Genomic DNA, 12,440 nt, shown 5'->3' with positions numbered 1-12,440 from the left:
ACGACGCATTCCCCCGCGCTTCAGTCCTTCCGTGATCTCTACCTTGGAGGCACAGCCATGGGCTCGTATGCCCTTCCCAGACCCGTTATCCGCCGGAAGATCCGCGGCCTGCTGCTAGCGCTGGTCGTCGGCGTCCTCGGTACGGTCGCCGCACTGGTCGCGCCGCCGACCGCACACGCTGCCGAGAACACGCTCGGCGCCGCGGCGGCGCAGAGCGGCCGCTACTTCGGCGCCGCCATCGCCTCGGGCAGGCTGGGCGACTCGGCGTACACGACGATCGCGGGCCGTGAGTTCAACTCGGTGACGGCCGAGAACGAGATGAAGATCGACGCCACCGAACCGCAGCGGGGCCAGTTCAACTTCACCGCAGGTGACCGCGTCTACAACTGGGCGGTGCAGAACGGCAAGCAGGTGCGTGGCCACACCCTGGCCTGGCACTCGCAGCAGCCCGGCTGGATGCAGAGCCTCAGCGGCAGCGCGCTGCGCCAGGCGATGATCGACCACATCAACGGCGTGATGGCCCACTACAAGGGCAAGATCGCCCAGTGGGACGTCGTGAACGAGGCCTTCGCCGACGGCAGTTCGGGAGCCCGGCGCGACTCCAACCTGCAACGCACCGGCAACGACTGGATCGAGGTCGCCTTCCGCACCGCGCGCGCCGCCGACCCGGCCGCCAAGCTCTGCTACAACGACTACAACGTCGAGAACTGGACCTGGGCCAAAACCCAGGCCATGTACGCCATGGTCCGAGACTTCAAGCAGCGCGGCGTGCCGATCGACTGCGTCGGTTTCCAGTCGCACTTCAACAGCGGCAGCCCCTACAACAGCAACTTCCGTACCACCCTGCAGAACTTCGCCGCCCTCGGCGTCGACGTGGCCATCACCGAACTCGACATCCAGGGTGCCCCGGCCACGACCTACGCCAACGTGACCAACGACTGCCTGGCCGTCCCGCGCTGCCTCGGCATCACCGTCTGGGGAGTGCGTGACACCGACTCCTGGCGAGCGGAGCAAACGCCTCTGCTGTTCAATGGCGACGGCAGCAAGAAGCCCGCCTACACCGCCGTCCTCAACGCACTCAACGGTGGCTCCACTACGCCCCCTTCGGATTCCGGACCGATCAAGGGCGTCGGGTCGGGCCGCTGCCTGGACGTGCCCGGCACCAGTACCACCGACGGCACCCAGCTCCACCTGTGGGACTGCCACAACGGCACCAACCAGCAGTGGACGTACACCGCCGCCGGCGAGCTCAGGGTCTACGGCAACAAGTGCCTGGACGCCGCCGGCACCGGCAACGGCGCCAAAGTCCAGATCTACAGCTGCTGGGGCGGCGACAACCAGAAATGGCGCCTCAACTCCGATGGATCCATCGTCGGCGTCCAGTCCGGACTCTGCCTCGACGCCGTCGCAGGCGGCACCGCCAACGGCACCCTGATCCAGCTCTACTCATGCTCGAACGGAAGCAACCAACGCTGGACCCGCACCTGAGGGGATCTGCCACGAACGAAAGGGTGAGTCGATGAAGACCTACGGTGCGGCTTCTCCCGCCCCTTCACGGAGACATCGCTGGTGGTCCCGGGTCGCCGCCGTGGTGGCGGCGACCCTCGCGATCGGCATGCTCGCCGCGGTGAATCCGGCGCCCGCCGAGGCGGCGACGGTGGACACCAATGCCTGGTATGTCCTGGTCAACCGCGCCAGCGGCAAGGCGCTGGACGTCTCTGGCGCGTCCACCGCCGACGGCGCGCGGGTCAGCCAGTGGACGCGCAACGACGGAGCCAACCAGCAGTGGCAGTTTGTGGACTCCGGCGACGGCTTCTACCGCCTCAAGGCCCGGCATTCGGGCAAGGTTCTCGACGTGGCCGGCGCCTCGACCGCAGACGGTGCCGCGATCCAGCAGTGGGCCGACCACAACGGGGCCAACCAGCAGTTCCGCCTGGCCGACTCCGACACGGGCCACGTCCGGCTGATCAACCGCACCAGCAGCAAGGCGGTGGAGGTGCAGGGCGCCTCCACCGCCGACGGCGGCAACGTCGTCCAGTACACCGACTGGGGCGGCGCCAACCAGCAATGGCAGATGATCAAGCTGTCGTCCGGTGGCGGCGGCGGATGCGGCAGCGCCCCGACTCTGGCGAGCGGTACGCACACGATTCAGAGCGGCGGCAAGAGCCGCAGCTTCATCCTCAGGGTTCCCGCCAACTACGACAACAGCCACCGCTACCGGCTGATCTTCGCGTTCCACTGGCGGGGCGGAACCGCCGGCGACGTCGCCTCGGGCGGCACGAGCGGGAACGCCTGGTCCTACTACGGCCAACAGGAACAGTCGAACAACGGCGCGATCCTCGTCGCCCCCCAGGGCCTCGGCAACGGCTGGGCCAATTCGGGTGGTGAGGACATCACCTTCGTCGACGACATGATCCGGCGCATCGAGGGCGGCCTCTGTGTCAACCCGGCACAGCGTTTCGCCACGGGATTCAGCTGGGGCGGCGGGATGAGCTACGCACTCGCATGCAGCCGGGCGAACATCTTCAGGGCCGTCGCGGTCATATCCGGCGCTCAGATCAGCGGGTGCAGCGGCGGCACCCAGTCCATCGCCTACTTCGGAATCCACGGCATCAGCGACTCCGTCCTCAACATCGCGCAAGGACGGTCCCTGCGCGACAGATTCGTGAGCAACAACGGCTGCACCCCCCAGAGCCCGCGCGAGCCCGCGCCGGGCAGCCGAACGCACATCACCACCACCTACTCGGGCTGCCGTGCCGGATACCCGGTGCATTGGGCCGCGTTCGACGGAGGCCACATACCCGGTCCCGTTGACGGCTCCCCCGGCGAAAGCGGCGTCGCCACCTGGACCAAAGCAGAGATCTGGAGGTTCTTCGCGCAGTTCCAGTGACACGCCCGCACCACGGAGTGGAGCCCGGATAATCCTGGCTCCACTCCGTCGACGTCAATCCCAGATGCAGCGCGTCGCCGCGACGCCTGGCCGCCTACCAAGAGGACTGGGGAATCCGGGGGAACAGAGGTCCGCGGGTGGGATCTCGCCCGGCGGTGATTCCGAGTTGACGAGGCAGAGCTCGTGCAGTCCGCCATCTGGTCGCTTCATCCGAGCCTCGGCAGCTCTCACCGCTCCCGCCGACGGCCGTGGCGGGACGGCCCGACGCGGCGCACCACGGTGGTGTGGTCCTTGCTCCGACCTGGTGCTTCGACGCGACACCCACGGGAGTGCTGGTTCACGAGCACCCGCCCGCGTCTCCCTTGACACCGTGAGCTCGAACGGCTCAGTGAGCTCCGCCGGAGGAGGCGAAAGTGGATGAGCGATGTGACCTTGGTGGAAGGGATGGCCGTGCACACGGACAGGAGGAGGCTGCGATGTCGCAGGGACTGGTCGAGGGCGGCACGGCGTGTGCTGCCACGGTCGGGGGCACCGACCTGTCGCCGGACCCCTCCCGGCGTGTCTTCGAGCAGATCACCGCCGTCGCCGACGCCGTCCTCTACGAGGGCTACCTCCTCTACCCCTACCGGCGGTCCTCGGCCAAGAACCGCGTCCGATGGCAGTTCGGGGTGTTGTTCCCCCAGGAGTGGGTGGAGTCGGACGCCCCTGTCGTTCCCGGTTTGTCCGGCTCCGCCGACTCCTGGTACCAGCAGACCGAGTGTCTGCTGCGGATCCGACGGCCCGACGCGTCCGTCCGGGTGAGGCTGCGTCACCTGCAGATGCAGCGCAAGCAGGTGGAGGAAGCCGGCCGCGACGGTGGCCACCGCGCCGTCGAATCGCTGAGAACCGACGACGGCATGGTCCATCTGACGTTCGACGAGGCAGTCCCGTGCGAAGTCGATGCCGTGGTCCCTCTGGGCGACCTGCTGCACGGCGAGAGCACCGTCCCGGTGGAAGCGGCGGCCGGTGAGGACATCGAGCCACTGCCGGGTCACGCCGGGCGGGTGGTACGGCGTCGCGAGGAGGCACGGGCGAGCGTCACGCTGACGGCCGAGCGGCTCGCGGACGACGTCTGTCGGCTCCGCGTACGCACCGCGAACGCCGGACGTGCCCCCGAGCCCCGGGCTACTCGCGACGAGGCGCTGCGCCGGGCGCTCATCGCCACCCACACCCTTATCGGCGGTGACGGCGTGGAGTTCGTCTCGCTGATCGATCCACCGGCGGACCTGCGCGAACACGCGCGGGCGTGCCGGAACGAGTTCACCTTCCCCGTCCTCGGCGGCGAGCCCCCCACCGGACCCGTCCTGCTTTCCGCACCGATCATCCTGCCCGACCACCCCCAGGTGGCCCCGGAAAGCCCGGGTGACCTGCACGACGCGGCGGAGATCGACGAGATCCTCACACTGCGCACCATGCTGCTGACCGACGAGGAGAAGCGAGAGGCGCGCGCCACCGACCCGCGGGCCGCCGCAATCCTGGACCGGGTTGACACCATGCCCCCGGAGGTCTTCGCGCGCCTGCACGGCGCCGTCCGCTCCTTGGCCCCGGTCGCCGCCCCGGCGACCCCCGTCACCGCCCAGGCGTCCCACACCACTCCTGGAACCGCCGTCACCAGTTCCGCACCCCGGAGCACCACCCCGCCACCCCCGACCCCCGAACGCCCCGTCTGGTGGCAGGAGGGCGCCGACGACAGCCTCTCCCCGGCCACCGACACGGTGCTCGTCGACGGCGTCCCCCTCGGCGGCGGCAGCCGCGTACGGCTACGCCCACGACGGGGCGCCGACGCCCAGGACATGTTCCTGGCGGGCCGCACCGCCGAGGTGGCCGCCGTCTTCCACGACGTGGACGGCAGCGTGCACGTCGCCGTCACACTCGACGACGATCCCGCGTCCGAACTGCACACCTGGTACGGCCGCTTCCACTACTTCCAGCCCGACGAGCTCGAACCTCTGGAGCCCGCCACACCCCCGGACGAGCCGTCGAAACCGGCTCCCGCCGCAGCCCCGGCGCGGCACACGACCGACTCCGAGACCCCCTGCAGCGGAGGCCGATGACATGACGACACAGAGCAGTACCGCCGAAGTGAGCAAGGAACCCAGTCGCGCCGAGGACCGTGAGGGCTTCGACGAGATCACCATCCTCTGGATCTCCGAGGGCATGAGCTGCGACGGCGACACCGTCTCACTGACCGCCGCCGGCCAGCCCTCCATCGAGGACCTGGTGCTCGGCCTGATCCCGGGCCTGCCCAAGGTGAACCTCGTCAACAAAGTGCTCTCGCCGAGCCTGGGCGGCGAGGACTTCCTCGCTCCCTACCGGGCGGCCGTACGCGGCGAACTCGCCCCGTTCATCCTCGTCATCGAGGGCTCGATCCCGAATCAGAACATCATCGAGGGCGACGGCTACTGGACGTCCTTCGGCAACGACCCGGAGACGGGCGAGCCCCAGACCCTCAACTGGTGGATCGATCAACTGGCTCCCAAAGCCTGGGCGGTGGTGGCTGCCGGCACCTGCGCCACCTTCGGCGGAATCCACGCCATGGCCGGAAACCCGACCGGCTGCATGGGCCTCGCCGACTACCTGGGCTGGGACTTCACCTCGCAGGGCGGGCTGCCCGTGGTGAACGTGCCCGGCTGCCCGATCCAGCCCGAGAACTTCATGGAGACCCTGGTCTGGGTCCTCTACCACGCGGCCGGTTCCGCGCCGCCGCCCCCGCTGGACCACATGCTGCGCCCGCAGTGGCTGTTCGGGAAGACGGTCCACGAGGGCTGCGACCGCGGCTCGTACTACGAGCAGGCCAGCTTCGCCAAGGACTACAACTCACCCAAGTGCCTGGTCAAAACGGGTTGCTGGGGTCCGGTCGTCAACTGCAACGTGCCCAAGCGCGGCTGGATGGCCGGAATCGGCGGCTGTCCGAACGTCGGCGGCATCTGCATCGGCTGTACGATGCCCGGCTTCCCCGACGCGTTCATGCCGTTCATGGACGAACCCGCCGGCGCGACCTTCTCGTCCCTGGCCATCAAGCCGTACGGGGCCGTCATCCGCCGACTGCGCGGCATGACGAACGAACTGGTCAACCACGAGCCCAGGTGGCGCCACAACAAGCGGAAGCTGACCAGCGGCTACGACCCGCGCTGGCGGCCCTGATGCCGCGCGACCCGCACTCCACCACCCACCACGGAACACCGACAGCGAGGGGCAGTACCGCAGATGACCACAACCGAGGCCCGGCCCACGGAGCGCAAGCCGCCACAGCTCGTGGACATGTCCTGGGATCCGATCACCCGGATCATCGGGAACCTGGGCATCTACACGAAGATCGACTTCGCCAACCAGGAAGTCGCGGAGTGCCACAGCACCTCGTCGCTGTTCCGCGGCTATTCGGTGTTCATGAAGGGCAAGGATCCGCGCGACGCGGGATTCATCACGTCCCGGATCTGCGGCATCTGCGGCGACAACCACACCACCTGCTCCGACTACGCCCAGCAGATGGCCTACGGTGTCAAGCCTCCTCCGCTGGCCGACTACATCGTCAACCTCGGCGAAGCGGCCGAGTACATGTTCGACCACACGATCTTCCAGGACAACCTGGTGTTCGTGGACTTCTGCGAGGCCATGGTCAAAGCCACCAACCCCGGTGTGCTCGCCCGTGCCGAACGCACCGAAGCGCCCCGCGGGGAGATCCACGGCTACCGGACGATCGCCGACATCATGCGGGCCTTCAACCCCTTCGAGGGCGAGGTCTACAAGGAGGCGCTGAAGGTCAGCCGGGTGACCCGCGAGATGTTCTGCCTGATGGAGGGGCGGCACGTCCACCCGTCCACGCTGTACCCCGGCGGCGTCGGCACGATGCCGCAGCCGACCACCTTCACCGACTATCTCAGCCGGCTCATGCGGGTCATCGACTTCGTCAAGAAGGCCGTGGCCATGAACGACGACGTCTTCGACTTCTTCTACGAGGCGCTGCCCGGCTACGAGGAGGTCGGCCGCCGCCGCATCCTGCTGGGCTGCTGGGGCGCCTTCCAGGACCCCAGGACCGTCGACTACCGGTACGAGACGATGAACACCTGGGGCAAGCAGATGTACGTCACCCCGGGCGTCATCGTCGACGGACAGCTCATCACCAACAACCTCGTCGACATCAACCTCGGCCTGCGGATCCTGCTCGGCAGCTCGTACTACGAGGACTGGGTCAACGAACAGCCCTTCGTCACGCACGACCCGCTCGGCAACCCCGTCGACATGCGCCACCCGTGGAACCAGACGACCGTCCCGGTGCCGCAGAAGCGCGACTTCGACGACAAGTACAGCTGGGTGATGAGCCCACGCTGGTACGACAAGAGAACCGATCAGCACCTCGCCCTCGACACCGGCGGCGGCCCGCTCGCCCGGCTCTGGTCGACCGCCCTGAACGGACTGGTCGACACCCCGTACGTCAAGGCCACCGGCCACAGCGTGCGCATCTCGCTGCCCAAGGGTGAGTCGCTGCCGGAGACGACCCTGGAATGGCACATCCCGCAGTGGAGCAACACCATCGAACGCGACCGTGCCCGGCCGTACTTCATCGCCTACGCGGCCGCCATGGCCCTGCAGTTCCTGGAAGAGGCCATGGGGCTCGTGCGGGCGGGCGAGACCAAGGTGTTCGAGAACTACGAGGTCCCCGACGAGGCGATCGGCTGCGGCTTCCACGAGGCGGTGCGCGGCGTCCTCTCACACCACCTGGTGATCAAGGACAAGAAGATCGCCAACTACCACCCGTACCCGCCCACCCCGTGGAACGCCAGCCCCCGCGACATGTACGGAACCCCCGGCCCGTACGAGGACGCCGTCCAGGGGCAGCCCATCTTCGAGGAGAACGGCCCCGACGACTTCAAGGGCGTCGACATCATGCGCACCGTGCGCAGCTTCGACCCGTGCCTGCCGTGCGGCGTGCACATGTACGTCGGCAAGGGCAAGACGCTGACCACCCTCCACTCGCCGACGTACGGGGCGAACCATGGCTGAGGCCTGTGCCGCACGGCTGGCGGACCCGGACGTCGAGGCCCGGCTCGCCCGGCTCGACGAGCTGCTGGACGGACTCCAGTCCGTGCCCGGCCCGGCCACGCGCTCCGCGACCGAGGCGGTACGGCTGCTGACCGAGATGTACGGCGAGGCGCTGGCCCGTGTCCTGGACCACGCGGACGCACAGCTGGCCGAACGCCTCGCCGACGACGAGCTGCTGGGGCACCTGCTGGTGCTGCACGACATCCACCCCGAGCCTCCCGAACGCCGGGCGGCCCGCGCGGTCGAGCGGCTGCGGCCCGCCGTGCGGGAACGCGGCGGCGATGTCGAGTGGGCCGGTGTGGACGGGGACGTGGCCCGGGTGCGGCTGACGTCGGGTGGCGGATGTGGCTCCGGGTGCGGCGGTGGAGGGGGCGAGGCCGCCGCCGCCGTCCGGGAAGCGGTGCTCGCCGTGGCTCCCGAGCTGACGGCGGTGGAGCCGCTGCCGGACACCCCGCCGCCTGCGTTCGTACCGCTGACCACGCTCAAGCGCCGAGGTGCCCCGTGACCACCGAGGGAGCACTGGCCCGCCTCATCCGTTCCTCGGCCGACCACACGGTGGCGGACAAGGCGGAGGTGTGCGACCTGTGTGCCGCTCCGGTCGCCGACGAACACGCCCACCTGTACGACACCGGGCAGGCGGAGGTGCGCTGCGCCTGCGGCCCCTGCTCGGTGCTGTTCGCCGGCGCCGGGGCGGGTGACGGCCACTACCGGCTCGTGCCCCGGCGCCGGATGCGGCTGCCCCGTGTCGACACGGCGGTGCTGGGCGTGCCGGTCGGCCTGGTCTTCTTCGTGCCCCGGACCGACGGCACGGTCACCGCGCAGGGCCCGAGCCCGGCGGGGGCCATGCGGTGGGAGGTGGACGCGGCCGCCTGGCAGCGGCTGGCCGGTACGTGTCAACAGCTCGCCACCATGGAACCCGATGTGGAGGCCCTGCTGGTGAACACCGTCCACGGCCTCGACCACCACTGGATCGTACCGATCGACGACTGCTACCGGATGGTCGCCGTCGTACGCCGCGAGTGGCGCGGCCTGTCCGGCGGAGGCCACGTCTGGCCGGCCGTCGAGCAGTTCTTCGAGGACCTCACCGAGCGGCCATGAGCACGCACTCCGCAGGTCGGAGGCGAGGAAGGAGAGCACCCCATGGGCAGCATCAGAGTGGGCCGGGCCCAGGCCAAGCCCGACACGCCCCGACACGTCGTCGGCATGCACCAGGGCAACAGGGGACGGTACGAGGACCAGAAGGGGCACCACGAGGACGGCACCGCTGACGCGCGCCGCTCCACCGGGATCCACTGGAAGCGGCATGACGCCCTCGCGGAGACCATGCCGAACATCTCGCCGGGATGACAGACAGCAGGGAGTCGCCTCAATGAAGACGCACATGCGAGTACGAAGGCCGGCTGCCTCCGGCAGACGGGCCGGGATGACCGGACAGCGGGTTCTGAAGGCCGAGGCCGCCATGATCGGAGGCCTGGCCCTGGCGCTGTTCGTCTGGGAGCTGCCGAGCCTGAGGCGGGAGGCGCGGATCTGGCGGATGGCCGGCGGCTTCCGCGCGGGCCACCGCTATCCGTGAGCCGGCCGTGCACGAGTTGTCGATCGCGACCGCGATCATCGAGCGGGCCGACGAGCTGGCCCGGGCGGACGGCACGGACGCCGTCTCGGCGGTGACAGTCCGAATCGGCGAGCTGGCTGGTGTCGTGCCTGACGCCCTGAGCTTCGCCTTCGAGGTGGCCCGCGACGGCACCGCCCTCGCCGGGGCGCGGCTCGTGGTCGAGCAGGTCCCCGCACAGGCCTGGTGCGGCCCGTGTGCCGAGGAGTTCGCGGTGGGCATGCCCCCGTTCTTCTGGTGCCCGCGGTGCGACCAGCCCTCCACCGACCTGCGCAGCGGCCGGGAACTGGAGATCGCCGTGATCGAGCCGTCACCGGCCTCCGCATAGCTCGAGGGGCCCCGCCGGTACGGCGGCGGGGCCCCTCGGGTTCCAGGTCAGCAGATGCGCGGCAGTTGCTCGCCGAGTGGCAGATCCACCACCCGCGTGCCGCCGAGGGCGGTGGCGACCACAACCATGCCGGGATGGTCGGCGACGCACTCGCCGATCAGCGTGGCGCCGGCGCCCTGCGGGTGGGCGCGCATCACCGCCAGCACCGCCTCCGCCGCCGACGAAGGCACGAAAGCGACCAGTCGGCCCTCGTTGGCGACGTAGAGAGGGTCGAGCCCGAGGAAGCCGCAGGCGTTGGCCACCGCGTCCGGCACCGGAAGGGCGCGCTCCTGAAGCCGGACCCCGGTCCCGGAGGCACGGGCGATCTCGTTGAGGGACGCTGCCAGACCGCCCCGGGTGGGATCGCGCAGCACATGGATGTCGGGGGTGACGGCCAGCATCGCCGCCACCAGATCCGCCAGCGGCGCGGTGTCGCTGGTGACCTCGACCCCGAACTCCAGTCCCTCCCGGACGCTCATGATCGCAACCCCGTGCAGGCCGATCGGCCCGCTGACGATGACCGAGTCCCCCGGCCGCGCACGCTGGGGCCGGATGTCCACGCCGTCCGGGACGAGCCCCACCCCGGCCGTGGTGACGTACACCCCGTCTCCGTGTCCGGACTCCACCACCTTGGTGTCACCCGTGGCAACGGTGACCCCGGCGGTCTCGGCCGCCGCGCCCATGGCCTGTGCGATCCGCTCGACGACCGTCAGCTCCACGCCCTCCTCCAGGACGAAGGCGGCGGAGAGGTACGCGGGCCGCGCACCGCTCATCGCCAGGTCGTTGACGGTGCCGTTGACCGCGAGATCGCCCAGGCAGCCGCCGGGGAAGAACAGCGGCCGGACCACGTAGGAGTCGGTGGAGAAGGCCAGCCGCGCGCCGCCCAGTTCGAGGACGGCGGAGTCTGTGAGCGAGGCCAGGGTGGCGTTGCCGTAGGCGGGGGTGAAGACCTGCTCCATCAGCTCCGCCGACAGCGCCCCGCCTCCGCCGTGCCCCATCACCACGACCGGCTGGTCGCGCAGCGGGGCGGGACAAGTCCAGTCGGCCGGGTCGACCACATCGGCGCGTTGTTCAGGCAACGGGGTTCATCTCCTCCCGCGCGGCCCGGGCGGCCTGCGGTGTCGGGGCGTCGTTCATCCGGCGGTACAGGTAGTAGGCAGCGCAGGCGCCCTCGCTGGAGACCATGGTGGCGCCGAGCGGCGTGCGCGGGGTGCAGGTGGTGCCGAACGCGGCGCACTCCGTCGGCTTGATCAGCCCCTGGAGCACCTCGCCGCTGCGGCACTCTTCCGGCTCCTCGGTACGGATCCCGGTGACGTCGAAGCGGTACTCGGCGTCGTACGCGCGGAAGGCATTGGTCAGCCGCCAGCCACTGGACGGGATGCACCCGATACCGCGCCAGTTCCGGTCGGTGACCTCGAACACCTCCTCGATCATGCGGACGGCGGCCGGATTGCCGTCCTCGCGCACGGCACGCTCGTAGGCGTTCTCCACCCGGTGCTCGCCGCGCTCCAGCTGGCGCACCGCGAGGCGGATGCCCTCGAGGATGTCCAGCGGCTCGAAGCCGGTCACCACGATCGGGACGCCGTGCCGCTCGGCGAGCTCCGGGTACTCGGCCGTGCCCATCACGCTGCACACGTGCCCGGCGGCGAGGAAGCCCTGCACCCGGCAGGCGGGCGCCGTCATGATGGCCTCGACGGCCGGGGGCACCCGCACGTGCGACACCAGCAGGCTGAAGTTGGTCAGGCCCAGGCGGCGCGCCTGGTGCACGGCCATCGCGTTGGCGGGGGCCGTCGTCTCGAAGCCGATCGCGAAGAAGACCACCTCCCGGTCCGGATTGCGGCGCGCCAGCTCCAGAGCGTCGAGCGGCGAGTACACGACGCGTACGTCGCCGCCCTCGCCCTTGACCCGGAACAGGTCCCGGCCGGTGCCGGGCACGCGGAGCATGTCCCCGAAGGAGCAGAAGATCACCCCGGGGCGCGCGGCGATCTCCAGCGCCTTGTCGATGACCTCCAGGGGTGTGACGCACACGGGGCAGCCGGGCCCGTGGATCAACTCGACCTCTTCGGGCAGCAGTTGATCGATGCCGTGCCGGATGATGGAGTGGGTTTGCCCGCCGCACACCTCCATCAGGGCCCACGGCCGGGTTGCGGTGGCACGGATCTCGTCCAGCAGGCGCCGCGCCAGAGCCGGGTCGTTGAACTCGTCGATGTACTTCACGGGGTTCCCGCCTCCTTCGCCGCCTGCTCCCAGGCATCGCCGAACTCCTCTTCCAAAAGCCCCAGTTCCTCGAAGAGCTTCAGGGAGGCCAGGGCCGACTCCTCGTCCAGGCGCTGGAGGGCGAACCCGACGTGCACGATGACGTACTCACCCACCCGCACGTCGGGCACGTACTCCAGACACGCCTGCTTCTGCACACCACCGAAGTCGACCAGCCCGGTGAGCGGATCGGCGCTGTCGTCGATGGCCACGACCTTGCCGGGCACTGCCAAACACAT

13 protein-coding genes are annotated in these 12,440 nt (G+C 69.7%); 10 read left to right on the top strand and 3 right to left on the bottom strand.

What is annotated here, in order from left to right; genetic code table 11:
• Positions 1 to 57 precede the first annotated feature (57 nt).
• The 10 genes from ACFYO0_RS12770 to hypA all read left to right on the top strand — a co-directional run bounded on the left by ACFYO0_RS12770 (position 58) and on the right by hypA (position 9,906).
• Positions 58 to 1,488 (top strand): endo-1,4-beta-xylanase, encoded by a 1,431-nt coding sequence (locus ACFYO0_RS12770; RefSeq protein WP_388674092.1) that lies wholly within the window; start codon positions 58 to 60, stop codon positions 1,486 to 1,488.
• 100 nt (positions 1,489 to 1,588) lie between these two features.
• Complete coding sequence (locus ACFYO0_RS12765; RefSeq protein ID WP_388674270.1) at positions 1,589 to 2,890, top strand: RICIN domain-containing protein; 1,302 nt, start codon at positions 1,589 to 1,591, stop codon at positions 2,888 to 2,890.
• Positions 2,891 to 3,366: 476 nt separating this feature from the next.
• Positions 3,367 to 4,983 (top strand): hypothetical protein, encoded by a 1,617-nt coding sequence (locus tag ACFYO0_RS12760; RefSeq protein ID WP_388674090.1) that lies wholly within the window; start codon positions 3,367 to 3,369, stop codon positions 4,981 to 4,983.
• Position 4,984: 1 nt separating this feature from the next.
• Positions 4,985 to 6,073 (top strand): hydrogenase expression protein HypE, encoded by a 1,089-nt coding sequence (locus ACFYO0_RS12755; RefSeq protein WP_388674088.1) that lies wholly within the window; start codon positions 4,985 to 4,987, stop codon positions 6,071 to 6,073.
• 63 nt (positions 6,074 to 6,136) lie between these two features.
• The gene (locus tag ACFYO0_RS12750; protein ID WP_388674086.1) at positions 6,137 to 7,930 is read left to right on the top strand and encodes a nickel-dependent hydrogenase large subunit; all 1,794 of its coding nucleotides are present in this window, start codon (positions 6,137 to 6,139) and stop codon (positions 7,928 to 7,930) included.
• Positions 7,923 to 8,474, top strand: coding sequence for a NifU family protein (locus ACFYO0_RS12745; RefSeq protein WP_388674084.1), 552 nt, complete (start codon positions 7,923 to 7,925; stop codon positions 8,472 to 8,474). Before ACFYO0_RS12750 ends, ACFYO0_RS12745 begins: the two co-directional genes overlap by 8 nt.
• A complete protein-coding gene (locus ACFYO0_RS12740; protein WP_388674082.1) occupies positions 8,471 to 9,067 on the top strand; it encodes a DUF5947 family protein in 597 nt (198 codons plus the stop codon). The genes ACFYO0_RS12745 and ACFYO0_RS12740 overlap by 4 nt, the downstream gene beginning before the upstream one ends.
• Before the next feature lie 42 nt (positions 9,068 to 9,109).
• A complete protein-coding gene (locus ACFYO0_RS12735; protein ID WP_388674080.1) occupies positions 9,110 to 9,316 on the top strand; it encodes a hypothetical protein in 207 nt (68 codons plus the stop codon).
• 22 nt (positions 9,317 to 9,338) lie between these two features.
• A complete protein-coding gene (locus ACFYO0_RS12730; protein ID WP_388674078.1) occupies positions 9,339 to 9,542 on the top strand; it encodes a hypothetical protein in 204 nt (67 codons plus the stop codon).
• Between the two features lie 7 nt (positions 9,543 to 9,549).
• The gene (gene hypA, locus ACFYO0_RS12725; protein WP_388674076.1) at positions 9,550 to 9,906 is read left to right on the top strand and encodes a hydrogenase maturation nickel metallochaperone HypA; all 357 of its coding nucleotides are present in this window, start codon (positions 9,550 to 9,552) and stop codon (positions 9,904 to 9,906) included.
• 47 nt (positions 9,907 to 9,953) lie between these two features.
• Here hypA and hypE read toward each other — a convergent pair whose 3' ends face one another.
• From hypE to ACFYO0_RS12710, 3 genes are read right to left on the bottom strand one after another with little or no spacing between them, the layout of a single operon-like run.
• On the bottom strand, positions 9,954 to 11,024 hold the full coding sequence (hypE, locus tag ACFYO0_RS12720; RefSeq protein WP_388674074.1) for a hydrogenase expression/formation protein HypE: 1,071 nt from the start codon (positions 11,022 to 11,024) through the stop codon (positions 9,954 to 9,956).
• Positions 11,017 to 12,162 carry a hydrogenase formation protein HypD gene (gene hypD, locus ACFYO0_RS12715; protein WP_388674072.1) on the bottom strand — a complete coding sequence of 382 codons (1,146 nt, stop codon included), beginning with the start codon at positions 12,160 to 12,162 and terminating at the stop codon, positions 11,017 to 11,019. The genes hypE and hypD overlap by 8 nt, the downstream gene beginning before the upstream one ends.
• A complete protein-coding gene (locus ACFYO0_RS12710) occupies positions 12,159 to 12,440 on the bottom strand; it encodes a HypC/HybG/HupF family hydrogenase formation chaperone (RefSeq protein WP_388674070.1) in 282 nt (93 codons plus the stop codon). The genes hypD and ACFYO0_RS12710 overlap by 4 nt, the downstream gene beginning before the upstream one ends.

Source organism: Streptomyces sp. NPDC006365 (assembly GCF_042870755.1).
GTDB classification, from domain to species: Bacteria; Actinomycetota; Actinomycetes; order Streptomycetales; family Streptomycetaceae; genus Streptomyces; species Streptomyces xiangluensis.
Note: the sequence above shows the minus strand (reverse complement) of the source record. Positions and strands in the feature narration are given on the sequence as shown.